Source organism: Nocardia sp. NPDC047654, assembly GCF_043205035.1.
In the GTDB taxonomy this organism is placed as follows: Bacteria; Actinomycetota; Actinomycetes; order Mycobacteriales; family Mycobacteriaceae; genus Nocardia.
In genome coordinates this window covers 88,719-113,458 of sequence record NZ_JBIDDF010000005.1, presented here as the reverse complement: position 1 = coordinate 113,458, position 24,740 = coordinate 88,719, and the positions used below count along the sequence as shown (strand labels likewise).

General features: G+C 66.5%; 29 protein-coding genes and 1 pseudogene. 10 read left to right on the top strand and 20 right to left on the bottom strand.

Annotation, left to right across the window (positions count from 1 at the left end; genetic code table 11):
* The first annotated feature begins 1,835 nt into the window (after positions 1 to 1,835).
* Positions 1,836 to 3,428, top strand: coding sequence for an AAA family ATPase (locus ACGF7Y_RS17650; protein WP_393235157.1), 1,593 nt, complete (start codon positions 1,836 to 1,838; stop codon positions 3,426 to 3,428).
* Positions 3,429 to 3,479: 51 nt separating this feature from the next.
* Here ACGF7Y_RS17650 and ACGF7Y_RS17645 read toward each other — a convergent pair whose 3' ends face one another.
* Positions 3,480 to 3,791, bottom strand: coding sequence for a DUF4254 domain-containing protein (locus ACGF7Y_RS17645; RefSeq protein ID WP_393234855.1), 312 nt, complete (start codon positions 3,789 to 3,791; stop codon positions 3,480 to 3,482).
* Positions 3,792 to 4,146: 355 nt separating this feature from the next.
* Between ACGF7Y_RS17645 and ACGF7Y_RS17640 the strand changes: the two genes are divergently transcribed.
* Positions 4,147 to 4,953 carry a GntR family transcriptional regulator gene (locus ACGF7Y_RS17640; RefSeq protein ID WP_393234852.1) on the top strand — a complete coding sequence of 269 codons (807 nt, stop codon included), beginning with the start codon at positions 4,147 to 4,149 and terminating at the stop codon, positions 4,951 to 4,953.
* Between the two features lie 3 nt (positions 4,954 to 4,956).
* Positions 4,957 to 5,562: a GNAT family N-acetyltransferase gene (locus ACGF7Y_RS17635; RefSeq protein WP_393234850.1), complete on the top strand. Its 606-nt coding sequence runs from the start codon at positions 4,957 to 4,959 to the stop codon at positions 5,560 to 5,562.
* A gap of 65 nt (positions 5,563 to 5,627) precedes the next feature.
* On the opposite strand, the pseudogene ACGF7Y_RS17630 reads toward ACGF7Y_RS17635, so the two are convergent.
* Both ACGF7Y_RS17630 and dtd read right to left on the bottom strand, forming a co-directional pair.
* Positions 5,628 to 5,852: pseudogene (locus ACGF7Y_RS17630) on the bottom strand (YbaB/EbfC family nucleoid-associated protein); the annotation flags it as partial.
* 40 nt (positions 5,853 to 5,892) lie between these two features.
* On the bottom strand, positions 5,893 to 6,336 hold the full coding sequence (dtd, locus tag ACGF7Y_RS17625) for a D-aminoacyl-tRNA deacylase (RefSeq protein ID WP_393234847.1): 444 nt from the start codon (positions 6,334 to 6,336) through the stop codon (positions 5,893 to 5,895).
* A gap of 166 nt (positions 6,337 to 6,502) precedes the next feature.
* Here dtd and ACGF7Y_RS17620 point away from each other — a divergent pair, with 166 nt between their 5' ends.
* The 4 genes from ACGF7Y_RS17620 (at position 6,503) to ACGF7Y_RS17605 (ending at position 10,106) form a co-directional block, all read left to right on the top strand.
* Complete coding sequence (locus ACGF7Y_RS17620) at positions 6,503 to 8,026, top strand: hypothetical protein (protein ID WP_393234844.1); 1,524 nt, start codon at positions 6,503 to 6,505, stop codon at positions 8,024 to 8,026.
* 359 nt (positions 8,027 to 8,385) lie between these two features.
* Positions 8,386 to 8,844 carry a DNA-directed RNA polymerase subunit beta gene (locus tag ACGF7Y_RS17615; protein WP_393234841.1) on the top strand — a complete coding sequence of 153 codons (459 nt, stop codon included), beginning with the start codon at positions 8,386 to 8,388 and terminating at the stop codon, positions 8,842 to 8,844.
* A complete protein-coding gene (locus ACGF7Y_RS17610) occupies positions 8,841 to 9,269 on the top strand; it encodes a DUF4254 domain-containing protein (RefSeq protein WP_040864902.1) in 429 nt (142 codons plus the stop codon). Before ACGF7Y_RS17615 ends, ACGF7Y_RS17610 begins: the two co-directional genes overlap by 4 nt.
* Before the next feature lie 36 nt (positions 9,270 to 9,305).
* Entirely contained in the window at positions 9,306 to 10,106 is an 801-nt protein-coding gene (locus ACGF7Y_RS17605; RefSeq protein ID WP_393234837.1) for a class I SAM-dependent methyltransferase, read from the top strand.
* A gap of 441 nt (positions 10,107 to 10,547) precedes the next feature.
* Here ACGF7Y_RS17605 and map read toward each other — a convergent pair whose 3' ends face one another.
* From map to rpsH, 9 genes are all read right to left on the bottom strand, one after another.
* Positions 10,548 to 11,345 (bottom strand): type I methionyl aminopeptidase, encoded by a 798-nt coding sequence (gene map, locus ACGF7Y_RS17600; protein WP_393234834.1) that lies wholly within the window; start codon positions 11,343 to 11,345, stop codon positions 10,548 to 10,550.
* Between the two features lie 29 nt (positions 11,346 to 11,374).
* Positions 11,375 to 11,920 carry an adenylate kinase gene (locus tag ACGF7Y_RS17595; protein WP_062971841.1) on the bottom strand — a complete coding sequence of 182 codons (546 nt, stop codon included), beginning with the start codon at positions 11,918 to 11,920 and terminating at the stop codon, positions 11,375 to 11,377.
* On the bottom strand, positions 11,917 to 13,239 hold the full coding sequence (gene secY / locus ACGF7Y_RS17590; protein ID WP_040864899.1) for a preprotein translocase subunit SecY: 1,323 nt from the start codon (positions 13,237 to 13,239) through the stop codon (positions 11,917 to 11,919). The genes ACGF7Y_RS17595 and secY overlap by 4 nt, the downstream gene beginning before the upstream one ends.
* Positions 13,240 to 13,411: 172 nt before the next feature.
* Entirely contained in the window at positions 13,412 to 13,855 is a 444-nt protein-coding gene (gene rplO, locus ACGF7Y_RS17585; RefSeq protein ID WP_051168540.1) for a 50S ribosomal protein L15, read from the bottom strand.
* Position 13,856: 1 nt separating this feature from the next.
* The gene (gene rpmD / locus ACGF7Y_RS17580) at positions 13,857 to 14,036 is read right to left on the bottom strand and encodes a 50S ribosomal protein L30 (RefSeq protein ID WP_040864898.1); all 180 of its coding nucleotides are present in this window, start codon (positions 14,034 to 14,036) and stop codon (positions 13,857 to 13,859) included.
* Positions 14,036 to 14,695 (bottom strand): 30S ribosomal protein S5, encoded by a 660-nt coding sequence (gene rpsE, locus ACGF7Y_RS17575; protein WP_039795557.1) that lies wholly within the window; start codon positions 14,693 to 14,695, stop codon positions 14,036 to 14,038. The genes rpmD and rpsE overlap by 1 nt, the downstream gene beginning before the upstream one ends.
* Positions 14,696 to 14,726: 31 nt before the next feature.
* Positions 14,727 to 15,134: a 50S ribosomal protein L18 gene (gene rplR / locus ACGF7Y_RS17570; RefSeq protein WP_051174870.1), complete on the bottom strand. Its 408-nt coding sequence runs from the start codon at positions 15,132 to 15,134 to the stop codon at positions 14,727 to 14,729.
* A gap of 2 nt (positions 15,135 to 15,136) precedes the next feature.
* Complete coding sequence (gene rplF / locus ACGF7Y_RS17565; protein WP_181722761.1) at positions 15,137 to 15,676, bottom strand: 50S ribosomal protein L6; 540 nt, start codon at positions 15,674 to 15,676, stop codon at positions 15,137 to 15,139.
* A 14-nt stretch (positions 15,677 to 15,690) separates the two neighbouring features.
* Positions 15,691 to 16,089 (bottom strand): 30S ribosomal protein S8, encoded by a 399-nt coding sequence (rpsH, locus tag ACGF7Y_RS17560; RefSeq protein WP_039795549.1) that lies wholly within the window; start codon positions 16,087 to 16,089, stop codon positions 15,691 to 15,693.
* A gap of 283 nt (positions 16,090 to 16,372) precedes the next feature.
* On the opposite strand from rpsH, the gene ACGF7Y_RS17555 reads away from it, so the two are divergent.
* Positions 16,373 to 17,026 (top strand): Uma2 family endonuclease, encoded by a 654-nt coding sequence (locus ACGF7Y_RS17555; protein ID WP_393234826.1) that lies wholly within the window; start codon positions 16,373 to 16,375, stop codon positions 17,024 to 17,026.
* A gap of 232 nt (positions 17,027 to 17,258) precedes the next feature.
* Here the strand turns inward: ACGF7Y_RS17555 and ACGF7Y_RS17550 are convergent, their stop codons facing one another.
* The 3 genes from ACGF7Y_RS17550 to ACGF7Y_RS17540 form a co-directional block, all read right to left on the bottom strand.
* A complete protein-coding gene (locus tag ACGF7Y_RS17550; protein WP_393234823.1) occupies positions 17,259 to 17,507 on the bottom strand; it encodes a hypothetical protein in 249 nt (82 codons plus the stop codon).
* A gap of 202 nt (positions 17,508 to 17,709) precedes the next feature.
* Positions 17,710 to 17,919, bottom strand: coding sequence for a hypothetical protein (locus tag ACGF7Y_RS17545; RefSeq protein ID WP_181722764.1), 210 nt, complete (start codon positions 17,917 to 17,919; stop codon positions 17,710 to 17,712).
* A complete protein-coding gene (locus ACGF7Y_RS17540; RefSeq protein ID WP_393234819.1) occupies positions 17,916 to 18,452 on the bottom strand; it encodes a hypothetical protein in 537 nt (178 codons plus the stop codon). Before ACGF7Y_RS17540 ends, ACGF7Y_RS17545 begins: the two co-directional genes overlap by 4 nt.
* 757 nt (positions 18,453 to 19,209) lie before the next feature.
* On the opposite strand from ACGF7Y_RS17540, the gene ACGF7Y_RS17535 reads away from it, so the two are divergent.
* Both ACGF7Y_RS17535 and ACGF7Y_RS17530 read left to right on the top strand, forming a co-directional pair.
* Positions 19,210 to 20,109, top strand: a complete 900-nt coding sequence (locus tag ACGF7Y_RS17535; protein ID WP_195150509.1) for a helix-turn-helix transcriptional regulator — start codon at positions 19,210 to 19,212, stop codon at positions 20,107 to 20,109.
* Positions 20,099 to 20,305: a DUF397 domain-containing protein gene (locus ACGF7Y_RS17530; RefSeq protein ID WP_393234816.1), complete on the top strand. Its 207-nt coding sequence runs from the start codon at positions 20,099 to 20,101 to the stop codon at positions 20,303 to 20,305. The genes ACGF7Y_RS17535 and ACGF7Y_RS17530 overlap by 11 nt, the downstream gene beginning before the upstream one ends.
* A gap of 259 nt (positions 20,306 to 20,564) precedes the next feature.
* Here the strand turns inward: ACGF7Y_RS17530 and ACGF7Y_RS17525 are convergent, their stop codons facing one another.
* From ACGF7Y_RS17525 to ACGF7Y_RS17505, 5 genes are all read right to left on the bottom strand, one after another.
* Positions 20,565 to 20,978, bottom strand: coding sequence for a hypothetical protein (locus tag ACGF7Y_RS17525; protein ID WP_393234814.1), 414 nt, complete (start codon positions 20,976 to 20,978; stop codon positions 20,565 to 20,567).
* Positions 20,975 to 22,255 (bottom strand): hypothetical protein, encoded by a 1,281-nt coding sequence (locus ACGF7Y_RS17520; protein WP_393234811.1) that lies wholly within the window; start codon positions 22,253 to 22,255, stop codon positions 20,975 to 20,977. The genes ACGF7Y_RS17525 and ACGF7Y_RS17520 overlap by 4 nt, the downstream gene beginning before the upstream one ends.
* Entirely contained in the window at positions 22,252 to 22,551 is a 300-nt protein-coding gene (locus tag ACGF7Y_RS17515; RefSeq protein ID WP_195098883.1) for a WXG100 family type VII secretion target, read from the bottom strand. The genes ACGF7Y_RS17520 and ACGF7Y_RS17515 overlap by 4 nt, the downstream gene beginning before the upstream one ends.
* Positions 22,552 to 22,566: 15 nt before the next feature.
* On the bottom strand, positions 22,567 to 22,881 hold the full coding sequence (locus ACGF7Y_RS17510; protein WP_393234809.1) for a WXG100 family type VII secretion target: 315 nt from the start codon (positions 22,879 to 22,881) through the stop codon (positions 22,567 to 22,569).
* 206 nt (positions 22,882 to 23,087) lie between these two features.
* Positions 23,088 to 24,377, bottom strand: a complete 1,290-nt coding sequence (locus ACGF7Y_RS17505; RefSeq protein WP_393234806.1) for a Fic family protein — start codon at positions 24,375 to 24,377, stop codon at positions 23,088 to 23,090.
* Positions 24,378 to 24,740 lie beyond the last annotated feature (363 nt).

Here is a 24,740-nt window from a genome sequence, read left to right as displayed (position 1 = left end):
TGAGCCGGCGCAGCGAGCGAGCTACCGGCGGAGGCGCCCTCGGTCAGGGTCGAAGCGAGCGGCAGGGAGGCGAGGCCGTGAGTAAGCGTAGCGAGCGAGTCACCGGCAGAGCGCCCCTGGCCACGACCGAGCCGAGCGGCAGCGAGGGAAGTCGTGAGTGAACGCAGCGAGCGAGTCGTCGGCACGCCGAGCGGCAGCGAGGCGCAGTCGTGAGCCGTAGCAACGACGGCCTGCCCATGCTGCCGCCCTGGCTGTCGGAGAGCGAGGTCGGCCGGAGCGGCTACGAAGCGCCGGTACAGAACCTTCCGCACGAAGAACTCATCGAGGAAACCCCCGGCCGCAGGCGCGGACGTTTCAAGAACCGCGCGCCAGAGGCGGACCGCCCGGACGCCGCGCGCCCCGAGAAGCGCCGCAAAGGCTGGCGCCGCGACAAGCACGAGGGGGCCGCCGACGAGGAACAGCTTCAGAGCGAGGCGAACCGCGCGCCCGCGCCGGTCCCGGACGAGCCCGTGCCGGCTCAGGTCCCGCCCGAGTCCTGGCAGCACCCCGGCTACGACCGCACGCCCCCGGCGCAGGACAACTCGTGGCAGGCGCCGCCCCAGCCCGACCACACCCCCCAGCGCGACAACACTCCGCAGCACAGCCTGCCCACCCGCAACCCCTCACAGCCCTCCCCCGGTTTCCAGCCGCTGGGCAGCAGGGCCACGAACCCGGCCGGGTCGAATGACCAGCAGGCCGGCAGGCCGGATCTGCCGCCACCGCCACCGCCGCCGCGCCGATCGGCCGACGAGCGGCCCGGTCCGGCACCGGCCGACCAGCACGCCCGGCCCTCGCGGGGCGAGAGCGCGCCCGACCAGGCCGCTGCCGGCCGGCCTCCGCTCGGTCCACAGAACGGCGGATGGCCCTCCACCGGGAACCCTCGGCTCGACGCCGCGCTGTCGGCGGTGCGGCCGAGCCAGTGGCCCGCGTCCACGCCACCGGGCCAGACCCCCGCCGCGCCGGCGCCACCGGCCGAGGCGCCGCAGCCGGGTACCGAGTCTCGGGACATCCCGCCGACCGGCCCGAATCAGACGTGGCCGACCGGCCACCAGCCCGCGGCTCCTACGAGCAGCGACATATCCGCTCCGCCGCCGCACGGCGGATACCCCGCCGCGTCCCCGTCCGCCTCGGACAACATGGCATGGCAGAGCGGGTACTCGTCGACGCCGACGAGCGCACAACCCACGCCACCGCCCACCGTCGACCCGGCGACGGCACCCACCGGCGAAAGCCCGGCCGAGCGAGCGCACGACCAGGACACGGCGGCTCTGCCGATCCCGAGCACGTCACCGGTTCAGCACCCGACGGCATCATCGAGCGGCCCCACACCGGGCGCGAGCGACGCCACGCCCCCGATCGATGCCCACCAGACGCTCCGAGGTGACCGTCCGGCGCAGACCCCGCAGGCCGCGCCACACGGGCCCACCGCGGTAACTCCGGATGGGCCGCCACCCTGGCTCGGCGCGCCGCGGCCCGAGCAGGCCGAGGCATTCGCGACGGACACACCACACCGTCTTCCACCGCTGCCCGATCCGCCCGCGCCGCACGAGCGACCGCACAGCGGCGCGTCCGCACCGGCTCCGGCACACGACGAATACCGGTCGCCGCGCGGCACGGACGGCCCGCCACCCTGGCTCGGTCACACCGCGGCGGAACAGACCGGTCGTCCGGGTCGGCCCGGTCTCCCGCCCGCGCCGAACGACGCTGCGGCACAGATCGACAGCGCCGCGAAGGAATCCCGTCCGTCGGCCGATTCCGCACCGGCATCGCACCGGCGGCCCGCGGAGCACGGTGTCGTGGAAACCGCCCCCGCGCCGGCCGCGACCGGACCGCACGCCGAACAGGGTGGGGCAGTCCCGGTTTCGCCCGCACCACGCAGCGCCGCCGCGATCGGCGCTGCGCCTATCTCCGCCCCCGCGCCGGAAAGCGCCACGCAACCGGATGCGGCCGGGTGGGCGAACACGACTCGCGTCCAGGGTGATCCGGGCGCTTCGACCCCGAACTGGACCAGTGCGACCGAAGTAGGTCCGGCGTCGGCGCGCCCCGTGGCCGGCGGCGGGCGGCACCGGCTGTCCGCCGAGTCCAACGACCCGGCGGTTCCGCAGGCGCCGGTGGAACACGCACCGAACGTCGACCAACAACCGGTTCCGCAGCACCAGCCGGATACGGCCTACCACGCGGGCGCCCCGCACGCGGCGAGCGACATATATGCCGGTCCGCCAACGCAATTCGCGAGTGGTCAGGCGCCGGGTCTCCCACCTCGGGCCCCCGCCGCCCAGTGGGGCAATGCCGCCGCACCGGCCCCTGCACCCGAATCGGGTCCGGTAGGCCCGCATTCCGCGCCTCCGCAGTATCACCCCGAACATCAGGCAGCTGGGCAACCGGTACCGCAGCCCGGACAGTGGGGCACGCCGCCGGGCTACCCGCAGCCGCAGGCGCAGCCACCGGGCGCGCCGTTCCAGCAGCCCTCGCTCGACAACGTGCCGCTGCGCCGGGCCAAGAAGGCGCCGGGATCCGGGTGGCGCAAGGCGGTGCACCACGTGTCCGGCGGCTCGATCAACCCCGGCATGTCCGCCGAGGAGCGCAGACTCCAGGAACTGGTCGCGCGGATCAGGCAGCCCGTCCGCGGCGACTACCGGATCGCGGTGCTCTCGCTCAAGGGTGGTGTCGGAAAGACCACCACCACAATGGGTATCGGCTCCATCTTCGCCTCCATCCGGGGCGACCGCGTGATCGCGGTGGATGCCAATCCCGACTTCGGCACCCTGTCGCAGCGGGTGCCGCTGCAAACCAGGTCCACCGTGCGCGACCTGCTCCTGGATTCGTCCATCCAGCGCTATTCGGACGTGCGCAGGCACACCTCGCAGGCGACGAGCCGACTGGAAGTACTGGCCAGCGAACGCGATCCGGCCGCGTCGGAGGCGTTCAGCGAAGACGAGTACCGTGCGGTCGCCCGGATCCTGCAGCGGTTCTACAACATCATCCTCACCGACTGCGGTACCGGACTCATGCATTCGGCCATGGCAGGCGTACTGGACCTGGCGCACTCGCTGGTGCTGATCTCCTCGCCGGCCATCGACGGAGCGCGCAGCGCCGCAGCGACGTTGGACTGGTTGTCGCTGCACGGCCACGACCACTTGGTGCGCAACGCGGTGGTGGTGATCAACTCCCCGCGGGCCGGATCGCCGAATGTCGGTATCCAGCAGCTACGGGAGTACTTCCTGTCCCGGTGCCGCGCGGTGCACATCATCCCGTTCGACCCGCATATGTCCGAGGGCGCGGAGATCGATCTGCACCGGCTGCACAAGCAGACCAAGCGGGCCTACGTCGAGCTGGCCGCGACCGTCGCGGACGACTTCGCCACCGATCACCGCCGCTACCAACCCTGACACCCGCCGGGCCGTGGCCCGGCGGGCAAGAAGGGCGAACGGATCAGCCGCTCACCACTCGGGCAGACGCCGCCTGCCCGCCAGGACGTCGCGCACCAGATCGTCGTAGGCGTCCGCGAGTTCGGCGAGATGATGCCATGCGTTGTGCAACAGCTCGTCGTGTGCGTTCAGAGTCATCAACGCGTGGTGCGCGCGCACCGACGACTCGGCGAGGCGATCGATCACCGCGCCCACCGTTTCGGTGTGCAGCGTGGCGCCGAGCCGATGCTGCGGCACGCTGCGCATCACCCAGTCGTCGATGGCCATCACCAATTCGACTCTGCGACGCTCGATTTCGCGGATCACCGCCACGGCGGTATCCACCGATCCACCGCGGCCGACCAGGCGGCGCTCATGGAGCACTGCCAGATCACGAGCGAACCACAGGAGCGGGCCACCGACTACCCGGTGCCCGCGACACGCCCGGACCAATAGGTCGGACGTGGGAAGCAATCCCGGTGCCGGAGAGCGCACCGAAGGATCGACACACCTCGGTGTGCCAGGGAGGGTCATTACGACCGTTGTATCCGAACCTGCCACGTTGCCTCGCCGTCATCGCCGCACAACACCGGATCAGGACTTCATTACAATAAACCTCTGAAGGCACCTGTCAAGCGTTACCCGGCCGTAGGGAGTCACGGAGAGTACACTTCGTTACCTGCATGACCAACCGAGGAGCATGATGGCGGACGGTCCGACGTATCACCGGATCGCAGACCTCCTCCGCGAGGAGATCCGCGCAGCGAAGTGGAAACCGGGTGACCGACTGCCCAGTCATTCCGAGCTTGCCGATCAAATGCAGGTCTCGATAACCACCGCTCGCAACGCGATCCAGGTGCTGGTGACCGAAAATCTGGTCTATACAGCTACTTCCCGCGGGACGATCGTTCGAAACCAAGAAGTTCTGGAATCCGTGGTCACCGACTCTATCCGTCCCGACCGGCCGCAGACACCGCACGACATCTTCGAGGAGATCGCGCGGGCCGCGGGCCGGGAACCGTCGAAGGAGTTCAGCGCGAAGATGGAACCGGCCAGCCCCGAAGTCGCGAGTTGGCTGGGTATACCGCCCGAGTCCTGGGTGCTGGCCAGGACCGTTGTCCAGTTCCTCGACCACGAGCCGTGGTCGTGGGAGGTCAGCTTCTATCCCCGGGACCTGGCCGAAGCCACCGGGATCGACTCCCCGCACGACATTCCGGAGGGCACCACCCGCCGCCTCGCCGACCGGGGGCATGCCGAGACCGCGCACCGCGACACCCTCGTCGCACGGCCTGCCAGTGCGGAGGAAGCCTTGGTGCTCGGCGTCGCCACCGGCACCATCCTGCTCGACCACCTACGTATCGGCGCCACCCACGAGCGGGTCACCCGGGCCACGCGGCATCGCTCGCTGGCCACCGGCAATCGGCTCGCCTACGAACTCGGCGATGCCGAGGGCACCGCGGTCATCCGGAACACGCTGGCCAATCCGCCCGGGTCCGGTTCGGCCTAGCCCATGACGATCGTGCTGCGCCAGGCGACAATAGGAGATCTCGGCATGATCTGCCGCCTGCGCGTGCAGCGCACGGCATGGCTCACCGCGCGCGGCTCCGACCAGTGGACGGTCGCCGGACGCGGCCTGCCCATCGAGATCTTCGCCCGCGCCGTCGGACGCTCGCTGGACGCCGGTGAGACCTGGATCGCCGAGATCGCGGGCGAGCCGGCGGGAACCATCACGGTCAACGACCGCGCCGATGCCGGTCTGTGGTCGCGGTGGGAACTCGACGGCGCGGTGATCGTCCATTTCATGATCGTGGACCTGCGTTTCGCGGGCCATCGTGTCGGTCACCGGATGCTCGCCCACGCCGGCATGCTCGCCCGTCACCAGCAACGCGAGTGGGTCCGGCTGGACGCCTGGACCACCAATACCGACTTGCACGATTACTACCGCTCGGCGGGCTTCCGCTTGGCGCGCATCGCGGGGCCGCTCGCGGTGGGACCTTCTCGCGCGCTGTTCGAACGGCGGGTCGACAGCTGGGACGACGAACTGCCCGTGCCGGTTTCGGCGGTGGCGCATGCGGCACCCTCGGCGTTCCTGCGCACACCGCGGCCGAACAACTGACTCGAATGCGCGGGCCGTGCGCACGCGCTCCGGGTCATCGCGCGCCCGATGGTTGTCCAGGGCGCCATCAGATCCCGGGTCTTGCGGGCCACCTCGGCGCCGGCCTGCTGCGCGGCGTCGGTGATCGCCTTGGCGATCTCGGCAGAGCCGAGGTCTTCGATGTTCGGCCCGAATCGGCTCTCGATGACCGTGTTGTCGGCGTTCACGACCACCGTCACCCGCTTGCCGCGCACCGTCGCGCGGCCGGTCAACTCGGCGCGCTCCTGCTGCGACCGTGCGATGATCCGCATCTGCTCCTGGACGCCGTCGAGGATGTCGGCCAGATCCGGTTCACAACTCCAGCATGACGGTGACCGGGCCGTCGTTCACCAAGTCGATGTGCATGTGCGCGCCGAATCGCCCCGTAGCGACTGTTGCGTCGAGTTCGCGCAGCGCGTGCGCGAAGACGTCGACAAGAGGTTCGGCGATCGCGCCGGGAGCGGCCGCCGACCAGGACGGGCGCCTGCCTTTCTTCGTGTCCGCGTACAGCGTGAACTGGCTGACCACCAGGATCGGGGCGCGCAGATCCGCGGCCGAGCGCTCGCCGTCGAGGATGCGTAACCGCCACACCTTGTCGGCCAGGGCCCTCGCGGTCACCTCGGTGTCGGAGTGCGTCACGCCGACCAGGGCGACCAGGCCGTGCGGGACACCGTCGGCCGCCGGGTCGATCCGGCCGACGACCTGGTCGTCGACAGTCACCCGCGCCGAACTCACGCGCTGCAATAGGGCTCGCACAACCCTCGATCATGCCTGCCGCCGCGCCAGTAGCCGCCGCACGGGTGGCGGTCCGCCGAACGACCCCGCCTGCCTGGCCGGATACAGGTGCGCGCAGGCGGCAAGCGTGACAAACTCGGTGCGCAGAAGGTTATGTTGCGCGGTTGCCGCGCGTTGGCGGAGGATCATGCTGGAAACGAGGAGCGCGATGGATCTGGACGCGATGGAGCGCCAGATCGCCGCGGATCGGTATGCGGCACTCGACCGTACGGTCGAATCCGAATTGCGCTTGGCCACTTCCCTCGGCGAACTCGCCAAGGGACTGATCGCCACCAAGACCAATGGTTCGATGCGTGATCGCACGCGGGAGGCGCTGGCGCCCGCCGAGGAAGCGGTGGCGATCCGCTTGCGCCTGCTGTCCAGGGGCCAAGTGCTGACCGCCCGCCTGGCGGGTGAGTTGAACGACGCCCTGCGCTCCTTCGAGCAGGCGGCACGGCACAGCGGCCGCAGGGAACTGGCCACCACGACGATCCGTCGTGCCTGTGACGTCTACCGTCAAGTGGCGCGCGAGCATCCCGAGGTCGCGGGCCCGTGCGCAGACGGTCTGTCCAAATGCGGCGTCTGGCTGGGCAGGCTGGACCAGGACGCCGCCGTCGCCGCGACCGAGGAGGCGGCCCGCATTCGCGCCGCCCTGGCCGCGGCGAACCCGGAACTGTCCGGCAAGTACCTGGCCAGTTTGAGTACGCTGCTGCGGACGCTCATGGTCGGCCGGTCGCGCAAGCAGGCCATCGCCATGTACCGGGAGCGGTACGCCGCGTTCACCTCGACCACCATGTCGATCCGGCTGCGCGCGTGCGGTATCCAGGACCTCGATCTCACCCCGAAGTCGCACCGGGCGCTGGTGGAACTGGGCTGCCGCACGCTGGAACAGGCGGGACGGCTCACCCAGCAACAGGTCATGTTCAAGTCCTCCGGCGACCTGTCGACCGTCGAGGAGATCAACTGGAAGCTGGCCCTGGTCGGCCTGCGCCCGCTCGCGCCCGGTACCGAACAGGATCAGCCGGCCACGCCCGTGCAGATCGGCTCCACCTTCGGCGCGCTGAGCGTGTACTTGCCTGCACGAGACGCCATAGCCCAGGTACGCGCCGCGATCATCGCGGCCTATGCCGTCGACGACGCCTACCCCCTCGACCGGGAGAGTTACCTCGGTACGCACGAGTCGAAGTGGAAGATCCGCGAGCCCGAGCTGAACACCTCCCCCACCCTCGGCGACGACATCGTGCTGATCGACCAGCCCTACGGCGGCTGGGTGACGGTCATGAGCCTGAACTGGGAACTCACGCCGGTGGCGAAAAACCCGCTGGCACTGCGCCTGTCCCAGGACTGGCCGGTCGCGGCGATCACGGTGACCGAGAACGTGGCCTATGAGCTGTGCTGGTACGAGCACGGCGCGGCCACCCAGTACGCCGCGCTCGGCCGTCCGGCCGGGCAAGCGCCCCTCGAGAAACCGCTCGCGCCACTGAACTTCGAAACGCTGGCTCTGTACAACCCCGACCGGGCGACCGAGAGCAAGCTGCGCGCGGCCTTCGGCAACACCAAGGTGTTCGCCAACCTCACCTATCTGCCGGACTGTGGCCTGCGCCAGATCAGTGTCGACACGCCGCTGTCCGAGCACGGCGACCGCGTGCTGTTCTTCCGTACGACACCCTGAGGCCGGCTCCGGATACGCCTGTCGCGGCGCAGATTTGCGGCAAGGTAGCACATGCGTCCGCTGCGGCGGTGAACAAAATACCCGGCGCCCCGACCCCGCATCGCCACCGGTCATTTGACCAGGTCATGCGTATGCCGAAGTGAACGGGGAGCTGTGCCGCGCCCTCGGCCGGTCACCGCACCCGCCGGTAACCAGCACGCAAACGAATTTCTGGAGAACTAATTGAACGGAATGTTTGATCCGCTCCATGGAGTGCTCTACTGAAACAACGCTCGCACGGTGTACCGGATCACAGCACTGATGCCGCAGTACCGTCCGAGCGGCTTGGAAAAAGTCACCCGAAGCTACCCGAGGGCCCCATGGACCAACTGGCGTTGGCGGACACCCCGACCGCCCGATGCGCCTTCTATCGACACACCTGCGACCTGCCCGCCGGAGTTCATCCGGAGATCGGCCGAATCGTCTTACGCGCCGGATTCGTCGGCGCGATCACGATGCCCGCCGCATTGGGGCAGCGAGTGCGCGACGATCTCACCCATCGACGAATCGGTCTGGGTCCGATCATCTCGCACGTCCGGTCCAAACGGTGGACCTTTCTGACCCGCCCCGATCTACCCGACGACGTCCGGCTGTTCGCCGAGCTGTTCCGCCTGAACGTCTCGATCGTGCCCAGCGGCGGTGAGATCGCCCTGCCCTCCCCCGCTGCTGCCGACTCCGACTACCGGCACTGGATCGTGGCTCCGCAGAACGGTTTCCGGCCTTCCGGCTCGTCCATCGTCGACACCGTTCGTTCCTGCACGAGAACGGCTGCACGATGACGACCGGGGCACTGCCCGCCAAACATCAAGTACTGCAAGCCTGCCGAGGCGAACTGCCGGAGAGCAACCCGCTGCTGCGCAGTGCGCACGAACTCACCACGCTGCACGAACGCAGGCTCGGCGCGGCACAAGATTCGCTCGACGAGATAGACGCGTTGCGCGCGAGCTTGATTCGTGACATAGATCGCTGGATCACGGTGCAGCTGCCGCCCGCACATGGGGCGGCACACGTGCATACCGAGACCGTCGGCGCCGTGATCGACCGGCTGGCCCAGTTCACCGCGAACGCCTATGCGGCGCTGGCCAGCGCCTCCGAATGGGATCTGTGGGACGCCTGGCAGCGCTTGGCCGAACTGGCCGTCGGATACGACGACCTGGCCGCCGAAGTCTGCGCGGGCGTGCGCAGACTCCCTGGCGCATCGTAGGTTCCGCCGCGGCTCCCCATCCGTAAGCTGGGACGGATGGGGAGTCCGGACGACCATGCCGATGAGGCGCTCGCCCTGCACAACAGGAGGGCGGGTTCCTTCGGCGCTCGTGCCGCGGCCTACGCGGAGCACCGGCCCGACTATCCGGCCGCGGCTATCCGCTGGGCTTTGGCTCGCGTCGCCGATCGGAGACCACCGGTCGTCCTCGATCTCGGCGCGGGCACCGGCAAACTGACCCGCGGTCTTCTCGCCATCGGTGCGTCGGTGATCGCGGTGGAACCCGACACGCACATGCTCGCCGAACTGATCCGCCGGTGCCCGGACGTCACCGCACACACCGGTACGGCCGAAGCCATCCCGCTCCCGGATGATTCGGTGGACGCGATCATGGCCGGGCAGGCGTTCCACTGGTTCGACTTGGACCGCGCCTACCCGGAATTCCTCCGGGTGCTGCGGCCGGGCGGCGTTCTCGCGGCCCTGTGGAACACCGCCGACGACTCGGTGAAGTGGGTCGCCGGGCTGAAAGAGGTCGACCGGTCGAGCGTGTCGGAGGCCCAGCCACCGAGCGGACAAATCGTTCTGCCCACGCACCCGCTGTTCGATGAGCACGGGTTCGAACGATCGACATTCCCGCATCGGCATCGGCGCACGGCCGAGTCCCTGACGGCGACGATCGGCACGCAATCGCACACATTGGTGCTCCCGCCCGGGGAACGGGCCGAATTGCTCGACCGGATCATGGACTATCTGCGCAGGCAGCCGGAGACAGCAGAGGGCGAATTCGACCTGCCCATCGTCACTTCGGTACTGCGAACCACCCTGCGCACCGCGGACTGAACGGCTACTTACGCAGACGAAACGCCCAGGCCACAACGCTTCCGCCCGCCTTGCGGAGGCGACGAACCGGCCCGATCGCATCGAACTGCGGCGCGCGCCAAGCCGATTCGAGTAGCGGCCTACTCACGTCCGCGCCACCCGCACGGCCATACGCTGACGGCATCGTTCAGAACAGTATCGAACCAAGGAGAAAGTAACCGTTCCACCCCGCACGGGCCCCGCCTCGGGTCCACCGCTTCGGCTCAACGCGCAGGACGCGGGTGCAAGGAACGACGTCACCGATCCAGCGAAAGCTGGGTATCGCCCGATGGGCGTGTCGGCGCAAGGTGTCGACACGCGGAGACGCGGCGAGATCGACCAGGAAGCCTGGCGTCGGTGCGGCTCGTTTCCTCGCCGCGCAGTGTTACCGAACCGGGCCGCCCGACGGCCGCCCACCGTGCGCTACTCCGGACGCAGCGTCAGGATCCGGGGTCCGTCCTCCGTGACGGCGACAGTGTGCTCCCAATGTGCCGCACGACTGCCGTCCACGGTGACCACGGTCCAGTCGTCGTCGAGCACCTTCGTCTGGGTGGTGCCGAGCGTGAGCATCGGCTCGATCGCGAGCACCGACCCGACCACGAGCTTCGGGCCCTTACCCGGCTCGCCTTCGTTGGCGAGGAACGGGTCGAGGTGCATCTCGCGGCCGATGGCGTGCCCACCGTAGCCGTCGACGATGCCGTAAGCGCGCCCGTGCTCCTTCTCGGCCGCCCGGGTGCCGAGCTCGATCGCGTGCGAAACGTCGGTCAGCCGGTTACCGGGCAGCATCGCCGCGATTCCCGCCTCCATCGACGACTTGGTCGCCTCGCTGAGCAGGCGGTCGGCCTCGATGATCATCCCTACACCGAAGGTCCAGGCCGAATCACCGTGCCATCCGTCGAGAATCGCCCCGCAGTCGATGGAGACCAGGTCGCCTTCGGTGAGGATCTCCTCCGCCGTCGGGATCCCGTGCACCACGCGATCGTTCACCGACGCGCAGATCGACGCGGGGAAGCCGTGGTAGCCCTTGAACGACGGCACCGCGCCCGCGTCCCGGATCACCTGCTCGGCGACCTCGTCCAGTTCCAGGGTGGACACCCCGGGCTTCGCGGCCGCGCGCACGGCTACCAAGGCGCGGCCGACGATCGCGCCGGCCGCCGCCATGGCATCCAGTTCGCCTGCCGTCCGGAACGGCACGACCTTCTTCTTACGGTTGAAGACCATCCCGCCTCAGCGCTCCATCGTGAGCTGACTCAGTGGCCCAGCGCGCGAAGCGCCCGCGCGTTGACGTCATCGACCTCGCCGACGCCGTCCACCGAGACGACCAGGCCGTCGTAGTGCTCCAGCAGCGGTTCGGTCTCTTCGCGGTACACCCGCAGGCGGTTGCGGATCACACCCTCGTTGTCATCGGTGCGGCCACGGGCGAGCATCCGCTCGACCACGGTGTCCTCCGGCACGACGAAGCGCAGCACCGCGTCGAGCTTGGTGTTCATGTTCTTGAGGATCTTCTCCAGCGCATCGGCCTGATCCACCGTGCGCGGGTATCCGTCGAGTACGAACCCGTTGGCGGCATCGGGCTCGTTGACCCGCGCCTCCACCATGCGATTGGTCACATCGCTGGGCACCAGGTCGCCCGCGTCCATGTACTTCTGCGCCTCGCGGCCCAACGGGGTCTGCTGGCTGATATTCGCGCGGAACAGGTCCCCGGTGGAGATGTGCGGAACGCCCAGCTTCTCCGACAGCAGGACAGCCTGGGTGCCTTTACCGGCGCCCGGCGGACCGAGCAGTACAACTCTCACTTGAGGAACCCTTCGTAATTTCGATTCATCAGCTGGCTCTCGATCTGCTTCACGGTGTCCAAACCGACGCTCACCATGATCAGCACCGCGGTACCGCCGAACGGAAGGTTCTGGGTACCACCGGAGGCGCCGATGTCGAGGAACAGGTTCGGCAGCACAGCGACCAGACCGAGATAGATCGAGCCGGGGAGGGTGATACGGCTCAGGACGAAGTTGAGGTAGTCGGCGGTCGGCTTGCCGGGCCGGTAGCCCGGGATGAAGCCGCCGAACTTCTTCATCTCGTCGGCGCGCTCCTCCGGGTTGAAGGTGATCGCGACGTAGAAGTAGGTGAAGAACACGATCAAACTGAAGTAGATCGCGATGTACACCGGGTTGCCCGGGTTCACCAGGTATTTCTGGATGATCTCCTGCCACCAGCTCGGGTTCTGGTTGTTCTGCGCGCCGGTCAGCTGCGCCACCAGGTTCGGCAGATACAGCAGCGACGAGGCGAAGATGACCGGGATGACACCCGCCTGGTTCACCTTCAGCGGCAGGTAGGTCGAGGAGCCGCCGTACATCTTGCGGCCGACCACACGCTTGGCGTACTGCACCGGGATGCGGCGCTGGCCCTGCTCGACGAAGATCACCGCGGCGACGATCGCCAGCGCGGCGACGCACACCAGGCCGAATACCAGACCGCCCCGGCTGTCCAGAATCGCCTTGCCCTCGCTCGGGATGCGAGCGGCGATACCGGCGAAGATCAGCAGGGACATGCCGTTGCCGATGCCGCGCTCGGTGATCTGCTCGCCGAACCACATCACCAGCGAAGCGCCCGCGGTCATCACGAGCACGATGATGATCATGCCGAAGATGCTGGTGTCGGCCAGGATGTCCTTCTGGCAGCCCTGCAGCAGCTGACCGCGGGCCGCCAGTGCGACCAGACCGGTGGCCTGCAGGATCGCCAAGGCGACCGCCAGATATCGGGTGTACTGCGTCATCTTCGTCTGGCCTGCTTGGCCTTCCTTGCGCAGTTCCTCGAACCGCGGGATGACGACGGTGAGCAGCTGGATGATGATGCTCGCGGTGATGTAGGGCATGATGCCGATCGCGAAGACCGACAGCTGCAGCAGCGCACCACCGGAGAACAGGTTGATCAGCTGGTAGATGCCGCCCGATTCACCACCGGAGACCAGGTCGATACACTCCTGGACAGCCTTGTAGTCGACGCCGGGGGACGGCAGCGAGGCACCCAGCCGGTACAACGCGATCAACCCCAGCGTGAAGAGAATCTTCCGCCGTAAGTCCGGAGTCCGGAAGGCCGATACGAAGGCGGAAAGCACTGATCCTCCTGGCGAACGACATGGTCATGACATGGATGTTCAGCGATGTCCCTGCTCGACACAGAAGGGACGCCGAAAACCACGACGAGGCTTGGCAGACAACAATTGAACTCTAACAGTGGCACCGGACGAGCAGTTCACTCGTCCGGTGCCGCTGTCATGCAGAGTACCGTCAGCCCAGCTCGGTGACGGTGCCACCGGCGGCGGTGATCTTCTCTTTCGCCGAGCCGGTGACCTTGTCCACGGTCACCTGGACCGCGACGCCGATCTCACCATCGCCGAGGACCTTGACCAGCTGGTTCTTGCGAACCGCGCCGGCCGCCACGAGCTCGGCCTTGCCGACCTCGCCGCCCTCGGGGAACAGCTTCGCGATGGCACCGACGTTCACGACCTGGTATTCCGTGCGGAACGGGTTCGTGAAGCCCTTGAGCTTGGGCAGCCGCATGTGCAGCGGCATCTGCCCGCCCTCGAAGGCGGCCGGGACGTTCTTGCGCGCCTTGGTGCCCTTGGTACCACGGCCCGCGGTCTTGCCCTTGGAGCCCTCACCGCGACCCACACGGATCTTCTCGGTCTTGGCGCCGGGAGCCGGACGCAGGTGGTGCAATTTGATGGTCATGTCAGACCTCCTCAACGGTCACGAGGTGGCGCACGACGTTGATCAGCCCGCGGTTCTGGGCATTGTCCTCGCGGACCACGGTCTTGCGGATACCGCGCAGACCGAGGGTCCGAAGGCTGTCCCGCTGATTCTGCTTGGCGCCGATCGAACTCTTGATCTGGGTCACCTTGAGATCTGCCATTACTTGACACCTCCGGCAGCCTGAGCGCGCGCACGCAGCATGCCGGCAGGGGCGACGTCCTCGAGCGGCAGGCCACGACGGGCCGCGACCTCTTCCGGACGCTGCAGCTGCTTGAGGGCAGTGACAGTCGCGTGCACGACGTTGATGGCGTTGTCGCTACCGAGCGACTTCGCCAGAATGTCGTGGATACCGGCGCATTCCAGCACGGCACGAGCCGCGCCACCGGCGATCACACCGGTACCGGGCGAAGCCGGGCGCAGCATGACCACACCGGCGGCAGCCTCACCCTGAACCGGGTGGGTGATGGTGGAGCCGATCATCGGAACGCGGAAGAAGTTCTTGCGAGCCTCTTCGACGCCCTTCTGAATCGCCGCGGGAACTTCCTTGGCCTTGCCGTAGCCGACGCCGACCAGACCGTTGCCGTCACCGACGATCACCAGGGCGGTGAAGCTGAAGCGCCGACCACCCTTCACGACCTTGGAGACGCGGTTGATCGCGACGACCCGCTCGAGCTGGTTCTTCTCGGCGGCGTTGTCGCGACGGTCGCCGCCGCCCCGACGGTCGCCGCCACCGCGACGGTCGCCGCGGCCGCCCTCGGGGGCGCTGCCATTCTGTCCGGCGGGTCCGCTTCCGCCGTCACGCCTCTGACGTCCCGGCATCAGACGTTCCTTCCGTTCTTGTTATCGATCATCAGAATTTCAACCCACCTTCGCGAGCGGCGTCGGCCAGTGCGGCGATCCGGCCGTGGTAATCGTGGCCACCACGGTCGAACACGACGGCCTCGACACCGGCGGCCTTGGCCCGCTCGGCCAGCAGGGCGCCGACCTTCTTGCTCTTGGCCGACTTGTCGCCGTCCAGCGCCCGCACGTCGGCCTCGATGGTCGAGGCGGCGGCGATGGTCTTGCCCGCCGAGTCGTCCACCAGTTGCGCGTGCAGGTGCCGCGAGGAGCGGTTGACCACCAGGCGCGGACGCTCGGTGGTTCCTTCCACCTTCTTGCGCAGACGGAAGTGACGGCGCGTCTTCGACAGACGGCGCTGGGTCGACACGTCCTTGCCCAGGGGGATGCGCTTGGCCTTCTGGTTTTCGGTTTGCGCCATGATCACTTACCCGTCTTTCCGACCTTGCGGCGAACGACCTCGCCGGCGTAGCGGATGCCCTTGCCCTTGTACGGGTCGGGCTTGCGCAGGCCGTGGATGACCGCCGAAATCTGGCCGACCTTCTGCTTGTCGATTCCGGACACGGAGAACTTGGTGGGCGATTCCACCGCAAAAGTGATGCCCTCGGGCGCCTCGATCGGCACCGGGTGGCTGTAGCCGAGGGCGAACTCGAGGTTCTGGCCCTTCAGCGCGACGCGGTAACCGACGCCGAAGATTTCCATCTTCTTCTCGTAGCCCTGGGTCACACCGACGATCATGTTCGACACAAGGGTGCGGGTCAGGCCGTGCAGAGCGCGGCTGCGGCGCTCGTCGTCCGGGCGAACGACCTCGAGCTGGCCGTCCTCGCCCTTGGCGACGGTGATCGGCTCGGCGATGGTGAGCGACAGGGCGCCCTTGGGCCCCTTCACCGAGATGTCCTGGCCGTCGATGGCGACATCGACACCGGCCGGGATTGCGATGGGCTTCTTACCAATACGCGACATTGTCCTGACCTCCCTTACCAGACGTAGGCGAGGACTTCGCCGCCCACGCCCTGCTTGGCCGCCTGCTTGTCGGTCAACAGGCCGGAGGACGTGGAGATGATCGCCACGCCGAGGCCGCCGAGCACCTTGGGCAGATTGGTGGATTTCGCGTACACGCGCAGACCGGGCTTGGAGACACGGCGCACGCCTGCGAGGCTGCGCTCGCGGCTCGGGCCGTACTTGAGGTCGACGATGAGCGTCTTGCCCACCTGTGCGTCCTCGGTCCGGTAGTCGGCGATGTAGCCCTCGCGCTTGAGGATCTCGGCGATGTTCGCCTTGAGCTTCGAGTGCGGAGCCTTCACCTGATCGTGGTACGCCGAGTTGGCGTTGCGCAGACGTGTCAGGAAGTCTGCGATCGGATCAGTCATGGTCATGGTTCGACCTAGACACCTTTCTCGCCGCGGTTCCCATACAGCGCTGACATGCACATCGGCATGCCCAGCGGTGGGCCTACGACAATTCGGATGGTCCGGCCGACACTTGCCGACCGGAGGAGGTTCGATCGCCCGAGCGCACGCATGCGGACATGGAGGTGCCCAGGCAACCGCTCTAGTGTAGGCAAGGGGTTCACCGGGGCAAAATCCGGGTCTGTGAGCACGGCGTTTCATCCGGTTTGTGACCAGCGGAAATGAGCTGCCACCGGTCTACCATGAGGCTATGTCGAGCCCAGGCGTCGAACGACCCGATCTCCCGGAGTTCATGACCTGGGAGGAGCTCGAGCGGCTACCCGAGGAGATCGCCGCACAGATCGAGCTGCGGAACGGGCGCGTCGTCTGGCGACAGCGGGAATCTGCCGAACATCAAGCATTCACCTTCGCGCTGGCCGGCGCACTCAAGCGCTGCGCCCGCGATGGCATGGCCGAGCAGCCGCAAAGCTGGTGGCGCGTGGATTTCGAAACCAACGTCTTCTTCGGCACCACCGGCAAGTCGGACTTCGCCACCCCCGACGTCCTCGTCTACCGCCGCCTCGACGCTCCCTACCAGGACATCCGCGCCCAAGACGTGCTACTCGTGGGCCGAATCCATTCTCCGTCGAGCAACGAGATCGATCCTTTCGACGAGCAGAGGCGTTACGCCGATGCGGGCATCCCCTGGTACTGGGAGGTGACGCTCGCTCGCAGGACGAACACCATCGCAATGGTCCGCGCGCACGCACTGGAAACCTCCCCCGGCAAGCTCCCACACGACGTCCGACCGCTGCATCCGGCCAACTACCTCCTGATCGGCGAGTGGTCACCGAACGACTCCGACACCATCACCATCGACTTCCCGTTCCCGATCCACATCCCGTGGTCGGACCTGGAGTTCTGATTCGCGCGAGTTGATACCCCTCTCCCGATAGTCGGAGATCCGCCCGACCAGGGAGTCGCGGCCGCCGTTTACAGCCAACGCACCGAGCCCACATCGGTCCGAGTACTACCGGACGATCTCCAGCGGTGATGCCGCGCCGGAGCGCGCCGACGCGTACGAGCTTCGCGAGTGGCACACAGCCGGGGCGAAACGCGAGTAGACCTTTCGATGATGTGCCACTCACGGCTGACGATCAGCTATGCGTGAGGGTGTAGCGCCCGGGCGCTATCTCGCGGCAGTACCAGTCCGCCGCGGCATGGCGGACCATTTCGCAATCGTCCCAGCTGACGTTGCTCGGAGGAGTGACACAGCTTCCGTCCTTCGGTGAGGGGAAGCAGTGCGCCGCGATCGTTTCGAATTCCTGTACCGCCGACGCGGTCACCGCCGTTCCGAGCACCGCCCCCATGGCAATACCACCGGCGATGGCAGACTTCGTGACCATTCTCATCTCGACTCCCCTGATCGTTGTCAATGGTTCTCACGCAACCCGACCGAACGTGTCCCGCTGGACTTGGCCCGGCACCATACTTCGACGTCTCGATGCCGCATCCGGTTCCAACGACTTGCTATGGCTGAGGCCACTTCCCCTATCGGGTGACTCGAACGCTACTGCTCGCAGACCTATCGTTCCGCGTCGACGCACGTCACGGTTCCAGGTAGAGGCGTTCGCACGGCAATCGCGGCAACGCGATTGTGCTACCCGGAATCACGGTGAGGTCGGCAGCGGGCCGCACGGCGCGCCACTCGCGAATGAACCGCATGGCTGCGGTGTGGCAGGCGGCGAAGTCCAGACTCACGCCGTCGAGCAGGACGCGCAAGTGGACATCTGGCTCTTCCGGGCGTGGAGTCGTCACGTCTTCGGCTCCTGCGGTCCGGAAGAACCAGCCTGCGCGGTGCGCGAAGCACCGAGCCGTACTCGCCCCGCGGCCACCGCGTCCACCATGGCGTTGAACCCGTCCCAGTGCCGCACATGGTTGAGCACCTGGTCGTCGCTGATCCCGCCGAGTTGCCGCTCCTCGCGACGGCATCGCACGAAGTCCGCCGTGAGCAGGCTGACCATCTCGCCATAGGAGTAGTGCATTTCCTGCGCGTCAGCGGCGGGCCGGTAGCCCTTTCGGCCCGCCGCCGCGAGCAGATCCTCGACATGTCGGTCGATTGCCCAGATGTGGAGGTCCATCAAATAGGCGAGCCGTCGATCCATGGGACGACCCCGCTTGCCGCTCTCGTAATGCCGCACCCACACGCCGAGCAGTCCCACGGCCGACACCATCATCGCGTCCGCGGGCCGCGTCCGGCCGTTGAAGATATCGAAGAATGCTCGAGTGCCGGGCAGGCACAGCTCACGAGATCCGTTCTCGTGCAGATGCGTTCGCGGGTCGACGGTCATCGCACTTCCCCGGTGGGCGCGGAAGCTCCTGCGGCGCCGAGCACCGACAAGTCGATCGCTCGCGGCGGAAGGCATCGGCTGATCGCCGTGACCACGACCATCGCCGAGGGCCGGAAGCCGTCCCGAGGCCGCTCGACCCAATGCCGCACCGCCGGAGGACGGTCGGCCGGAGACGGCAAAGCGATCACCCGGCCGTGACCATAGACCGCGATACCGGCCCGATACAGCTGGGCGAACACCGTGGGAGAGTCCGGTAGATCGGGTCGCACAAGGAAGACCCAGCTTCGCGATCTCGGGTACGACACGATCGGTCCCGTCGCACATCCACGCCGCCGGAGTTCCTCGCGGACCTCATAACCGACATACCCAGCCATCCCCAGTCCCCATACGCTCCCGGCCGGGACCGTGATGCGTCCGGTGTGCGGGTCAACGCCCGCAGCGAGTCCGCCTATACGGCGGTAGAACGCGCACCGGGTGGTCGGGGTGTCTCGAAACGGGACTTCCTGCATGGTGATCCCCCTGCCGTCGAGTAGGTCGGAAGTGCGCCCTATCGCGGAATGCTTCGCCGCTTCGAACCGACAAAACCCTGTTCAGCGGCCTGGCGCACGCACAGCACACCAGCCGGACCACGGCCTCACAGACCAGATCCGCATATTCAGGACAACTTCTCCGAAAGCCCAAGACCGCATCGACTTTTGGGGTATCAATGGATGCAGTTCAGACCGAGTGCTGGATTCATTTACCTGGGGGAATACCGATGACCGAGATCGAGTCGCCGACGCTGCTGCGCCGCCAGCTCGGCAGATTTCTGCGCGAGGCGCGCGAAGGCCGTGGTCTGACGATCGCCATCGCCGCCAAAGAAGTTCAGCTCAGCTTCAACGGACTACAGCGCCTGGAAACCGGCCGCGCCGTGAAGCCCCGCCGCCAGGACGTGCGCGAGCTGTGCATGTTGTACGAGGTGAACCCCGAACAGACCGAACAGGCGGTGGGGTTGGCATCGCGCGCGGCAACGGCACGGGACGAGGACGGGATCACTCCGCTCGGCGGGTTGTTCTCGGATGCCTTCAACATGTACGTCGGCATGGAGCGGTCGGCTCGGCGGCTGACTTCTTACGCCGTGCAGGTGCCTGGATTGCTGCAAACCGCCGACTATGCACGGGCGCTGATCAGCGCTTTTCTGCACGACGGTCCCGCCGAGGAAATCGAACAACGCGTCCGGGTGCGCCTCAACAGGCAAGTGGCCGTCACCCGCAAGACGCGCCCTGTGGACCTGCACGTGCTCCTCGACGAATCAGCGCTATACCGGGTCGTCGGAGGACCGAAAGTGATGTCAGAGCAGCACCGCTACCTAGCCGATGTCAGCACACGGCCGAACGTCACCCTGCGCATCCACCCATGCTCAGCCGGATACACGCGCGGCATCCTGCACGGCTCGTTCGTGCTCCTGGACTTCGGCACTGACAACAAAGGCAGGCCGATCGAACCGCCGGTCGTCTACCTCGACGGTGGTATGAGCAGCGATCTCTACTTGGAAAGGCCCGAATTGGTGCAGCGTTACACTGAAATGGCCGACGCCATCCGGGAGACGGCCCTGGACGAGAAGACCACGCGCGACCTGCTCCGCCGGGCAGCAAGGAGTTTTGACGGTGACCGTTGACCTATCCGGAGCAAGCTGGTTCAAGAGCAGCTTCAGCGAGTCCAACGGCCAGTGCGTAGAGGTCGCCCACCTGGACGACGGCATGGTCGGCACACGCGACTCCAAGAACCCGACCGGCCCGGCCCTGACGTTCACCCCCGCCGCATGGGACACCTTCCTGGCCGGAACCAAAGAGGGCGAATTCGACCACAGCTGAACACGTTTCGATCCCTAAATCGCACTACACCCAACGGGCTCGATGATGAAGTCACCGGGCTCCGCGGTCGGAAGCACGCCCCGAACGAACCTCCCTCGGCAGCAACCCGTTCGGCGAGGGAGTCAAGTTTCAGCTGTGGGCGTTCCCGCAACCTGCACGACGGCTGTGAGTGGCACACGGCAGTGGCAAATCGCGAGTAGACCTCTCGGCGATGTGCCACTCGCGGGAGCATGGTTGGCGAGGCGGCTCGATTTCGGTCTTAGGCATGCAAGTAGGGATCATCTGCCCAAGGATCGCCGTAGTTCTCGTACGGATCACCCAATTCTTGCAGTCGACGTCGACCATCCTCAGTGAGCTTCGCCCTGAACACCTCATTGGAGCCGATCTCGTCGTCGCGTATGCCTAAATATCCAGGAACTCCGTTATAGCCGTGGGAGACACGCCTGATTGCTTCCTCCGTACCGACGGCCCACGCCTCCCACGACCGACCGCAGCCCGGGAATGCACCGAAATCGATGTAACCTTTGTCAGCCAACTCTCGGAGTATTGTGAGAACGTATGCACGCGAATATTCTTCGGGGGCGATCTTCTCAACCGTGCCGTCGAATTCACCGATGGCCGCCCAATCGTCGGAGACATTGTAGAGAAGAAAATTCTCCAGCTTCTCGATCACGGCAGATGCACCTTTACTGGCCTCTTACTTCCCGGATAAAGGATGTCGATGGTCACACCACCCGATTCGCTTTTGTCTCTGATTCTTATCTCCGTACCGTCTTCCAAGCGAGCACCCCTGCCGGGATAGTTACCGACATCCAGCGTATCAGCGCCCCTGGTCAAGTCCTCGTACAGCTGCCTGATCTCGGCATCGGAGTCCAGTTGCCTGTTCGGCTTGTTTCTCCCGGGCGCCGTTCTGGAATCGAGTTCATTTCTTACTTCGTCCGCATTCTTGGGCCCCACCTTCGGTGGCGCCTTCTCGACGTCGTCGATCTTCTTCCGCAGGCGATCGCGTAGGTCGGTGACAACTTTCCTGGCCTTGACAACGGCATCCTTCGCCTCCTGTCGGATGCCCGCGATCTGGAGCGCCTTACGGGCTCGCCAGGCGATTACACCGTCCTTGATCTTTCCGGCCCATTTCTGCACTGTGAGCAGAGCCTTGCCGGCGGTGACCGCTCCTGCCCCGAAGCTGATCAGCGAGAGGCCGACCGTGATCGCGGCGTCGATGGCGAGATCCTGAGCTAGAGACTTCAGGAAGCCCTTGATCTCGTCGCGGAGTTCCGTCAGCGCGTCCTTATACGCGATGCAGGACTGGCTGATCTGCGTGCAGGCGGTCAGCAGTTGATCAATCGAGTTCGCGAGGGATTTGAGGTCGTCTCGGATGTAGCCTGCGTCGTCGGCGGTGACGCTGTCGAACAAACTCGCCGCGATCGTGATCTTGTCGCGGGCATTCGTGTTCTGGTAGATCGTGCCGAGACGGTCCCAGGCATCGGCCGCCTTGGCGAGTTTCCCGGTATCGCCGTCAGGGACAGGTATGCCGATGTGGCTGATGATATTGATGCCTTTGTCCACGATGCCCTGGCCAGGGCCGCCTGCGGAGGCGGGGACCGAAAAGGGTCCGAAAACCGGCATGCCCGGGTCTGTGGGCCGGTCCGGTTGCGGCGCGCCCTTCACGGTGGCGTCGGCTCGAGCATGAGTGAAGCCGATGTCGTTGAGGGCGCTGCCATACGCGTACAGGGTGGAGTGGACATCCTGGAAGAAACCCACAGCCTCGTAGGCCGAGGTGTTGTACGAACGCGCCCACTCCTGGCCGTTCTCGTCCACGCCCGCCATCGATCCACATGCGGCCAGCTCCGCGAAGATGTACAGAAAACTGTCGCGAAGCGCTGACGCGGCGTCGAAGCAGTTGGTGGCCGCTTGATAGTAGGCCCTCGGATCGACAGCCAGAGCCGTCATATGCCGAGAATCCGCAGGCCCTCGGCTACAGCGCCGGTGTAGCCCTCATGGGCGAGCTTCACGGCCTCTTCCAAAGCGGTGAGCCCTTCTCGAATATCCGTAGCACCCGCTAGCCATTCGTCGTGCGCCTCGCGGTAGGCCCCCATCACGGCCCCGGCCGACGCGGCGTCGACCTCCTTGGCTTTCTGATCGATTGCCGCCAGCTGATCGGACAGCAGCCCGGCGAAGCCGCGGATGCGGGCAGCCAAGTTGTCGAGTTTGGCGAGATCCACCGAGAAGGCCTGTGCGTCGGACATGCGGTGCCCCACCTTTCAAGGAAGGTCCAACGAGCTGACGCCGGTGGCGAAAGCCTGGTCGGTCTCACGAACGGTGTCGGCAGTGACACCGAGCTTCTCCGCCAGCTCGAACAGCGCGTCCCACACCTGCACCGCCCCCTGGTGGAACTCCTCCCACCCGACCGTGAAAGCGCCGGAATTGTTCCCCGTCCAACTCTCCAACATGTCTCGCACGTCGGTCTCCAGCGCGGAGTACCCGTCCCGGCATTGAGTGGCAACATCGAATGCCAAGCGTCTCAATGCTTTGACCTCAGCGGTGTCGATCGACAGTGATGGCTGTTCCCCCGCCATGCCTCTGTCCCCCTCTACCAGCGGATGATTCAGACGAATGTACCCCAGTCGCGCAGCCGCCGTCATTCATCGGATCTGGCATCCGTCCGCACGAGGAGATTGTCGCGCGCCTCTGCAATGTGTCGTCGCCGCAACGTGCGAGGCCGACGCAGGCCTTGCTGTGGCAGTGTCCGCCGTCATGCCCCCAACTCCGCGGTGGCCCTCGGTCAGCGGTCGGGCGGCATATTCTTCGACGGCACCGGACGTGCTGGGTCGGATGTTTGCGTGTCTCCATCCGGGCTGGCGAGACGCCGTTCCAGGGCGGTGAAAGCACTGATCGCCTCGGGTGACTCGAAGGCCCTGTTGCGGCGGCCCACGCTGAGCTGGCGGAGAATTCCGGCTTCGGCCAAACGCTGCACGGCGGCGTTTGTAGCGGGAAAACTGCGTCCGATGAGTGCCGACGCCGTCGCTACGGTGAGGACCGGAGCTCCGACCAGTTTGGCGAGCAGCAGGTCCAGCGCGGAGTTCGCTCGTACCGGCGCCACTCGATCCCGCCACGACCTTTGCAACTCCGAAGCCTTCAGCTCGAAAGCGGTAGCGTCCTGCGCCGCACGAGTGCAGGCGGCGGCGAAACGCGCCACCCAAGTGTTCAGATCGTCGGTAGCCTGATCGGAATCGGGCGCACCCACGTGCCGAAAGCGAGTCAGACCGTCGATGTAGCTGTCGCTCCAGGTGGCGAGAATCAGCGACACAGGCGCGACGACACGTTCCGCCACGCCGCGGCGGCGCAGTATCAGGTGGATCAACGCGCGACCGGTTCGGCCGTTGCCGTCGATGAACGGGTGGATTGTCTCGAACTGCGCGTGCGCGATGGCGGCCTGCGCGACAGCGGGCAGATCGTCGCTATTGCAGAACGAGATCAAGTCCGCCATCAACTCGGGTACGAGCTCCGGCGGTGGCGGAACGAAGACGGCCGAGCAGGGATTGAAGGAGCTGCCACCGATCCAGTTCTGTACCTCTCGTAAACATCCGCGATGCTGTGCGAGCCTGGTGCCCGCGAGCAACCGTCGATGAATCTCGAGCAGAACATCTTCGGTGATCGGCTCACCACGGCCGACCGCATTGGCGGCCACAGCCATGGCATCGATATTCGCCAGCACCTCGGCGGCCGTCACATCCGATGATTCTCCTTCGAGCTGACGCGCCGCCTCCGCGCGCAACAGTCGACGCGCGCCGACCACCAACCCCTCGATCCGTGACGATGCGATGGCCTCGGCGCGCAGCAGCAACCGAGACAACGCTTCCGTCTCGACGAGCGCCACCGCCTCCGTATCGAGACGGGTGATCGCCACCTCCGCATCGACGACGTCGGCGGCGGTTTCGCAGTTCAAAACGATGCGGCGACCAGCCAACGAATCGGGCAGATACACGTGGTACGTGCCGGAGCCACGATCTCGTCGAGACAGGCCCCCGCCATCCGAGTTGCCAACCCACCGCCGCTGCGCAAACTTAGCCACGCCACCTCCTTATTAAAGGTTAACAGATAACCTTTAATAAGAGCCGGAGCTCCACCCAGGCCACACGCCGGGCTGACCGCGGTGGACCGACTCCCGACGCCCCGACGAAGATAGGGCGTCGAGCCGCCGCTCACGCGCGAGGTGAATGACAAGCTTATGCAGCAACGTTCACCTCCCACGGAATTCGGCACCGGTTCGCATGGCGGCCCCGGGAATCCCTCGCGCTGGTGCTGCCGAGGGTGGCCAGATGGGCGCCATCGACAGGCCGCCGACATCGGTCGAGGAAGATCGCCGAATGACTCTTCCGGCAACCTGTCGGTGTGACAGCGCTCGGCGTGCCATACGCCCTGCGGAGTCAACGGG

Coding starts and splice junctions, on each gene's coding strand:
- ACGF7Y_RS17640 (WP_393234852.1), top strand. CDS start 4,147: ATGATGGCGGACGGTCCGACGTATCACCGGATCGCAGACCTCCTCCGC.
- ACGF7Y_RS17635 (WP_393234850.1), top strand. CDS start 4,957: ATGACGATCGTGCTGCGCCAGGCGACAATAGGAGATCTCGGCATGATC.
- ACGF7Y_RS17620 (WP_393234844.1), top strand. CDS start 6,503: ATGCTGGAAACGAGGAGCGCGATGGATCTGGACGCGATGGAGCGCCAG.
- ACGF7Y_RS17615 (WP_393234841.1), top strand. CDS start 8,386: ATGGACCAACTGGCGTTGGCGGACACCCCGACCGCCCGATGCGCCTTC.
- ACGF7Y_RS17610 (WP_040864902.1), top strand. CDS start 8,841: ATGACGACCGGGGCACTGCCCGCCAAACATCAAGTACTGCAAGCCTGC.
- ACGF7Y_RS17605 (WP_393234837.1), top strand. CDS start 9,306: ATGGGGAGTCCGGACGACCATGCCGATGAGGCGCTCGCCCTGCACAAC.
- map (WP_393234834.1), bottom strand. CDS start 11,345: ATGGTCTTCAACCGTAAGAAGAAGGTCGTGCCGTTCCGGACGGCAGGC.
- rplO (WP_051168540.1), bottom strand. CDS start 13,855: ATGACCATCAAATTGCACCACCTGCGTCCGGCTCCCGGCGCCAAGACC.
- rpmD (WP_040864898.1), bottom strand. CDS start 14,036: ATGGCAGATCTCAAGGTGACCCAGATCAAGAGTTCGATCGGCGCCAAG.
- rpsE (WP_039795557.1), bottom strand. CDS start 14,695: ATGCCGGGACGTCAGAGGCGTGACGGCGGAAGCGGACCCGCCGGACAG.
- rplR (WP_051174870.1), bottom strand. CDS start 15,134: ATGGCGCAAACCGAAAACCAGAAGGCCAAGCGCATCCCCCTGGGCAAG.
- rplF (WP_181722761.1), bottom strand. CDS start 15,676: ATGTCGCGTATTGGTAAGAAGCCCATCGCAATCCCGGCCGGTGTCGAT.
- rpsH (WP_039795549.1), bottom strand. CDS start 16,089: ATGACCATGACTGATCCGATCGCAGACTTCCTGACACGTCTGCGCAAC.
- ACGF7Y_RS17555 (WP_393234826.1), top strand. CDS start 16,373: ATGTCGAGCCCAGGCGTCGAACGACCCGATCTCCCGGAGTTCATGACC.
- ACGF7Y_RS17550 (WP_393234823.1), bottom strand. CDS start 17,507: ATGGTCACGAAGTCTGCCATCGCCGGTGGTATTGCCATGGGGGCGGTG.
- ACGF7Y_RS17540 (WP_393234819.1), bottom strand. CDS start 18,452: ATGACCGTCGACCCGCGAACGCATCTGCACGAGAACGGATCTCGTGAG.
- ACGF7Y_RS17535 (WP_195150509.1), top strand. CDS start 19,210: ATGACCGAGATCGAGTCGCCGACGCTGCTGCGCCGCCAGCTCGGCAGA.
- ACGF7Y_RS17520 (WP_393234811.1), bottom strand. CDS start 22,255: ATGACGGCTCTGGCTGTCGATCCGAGGGCCTACTATCAAGCGGCCACC.
- ACGF7Y_RS17515 (WP_195098883.1), bottom strand. CDS start 22,551: ATGTCCGACGCACAGGCCTTCTCGGTGGATCTCGCCAAACTCGACAAC.
- ACGF7Y_RS17510 (WP_393234809.1), bottom strand. CDS start 22,881: ATGGCGGGGGAACAGCCATCACTGTCGATCGACACCGCTGAGGTCAAA.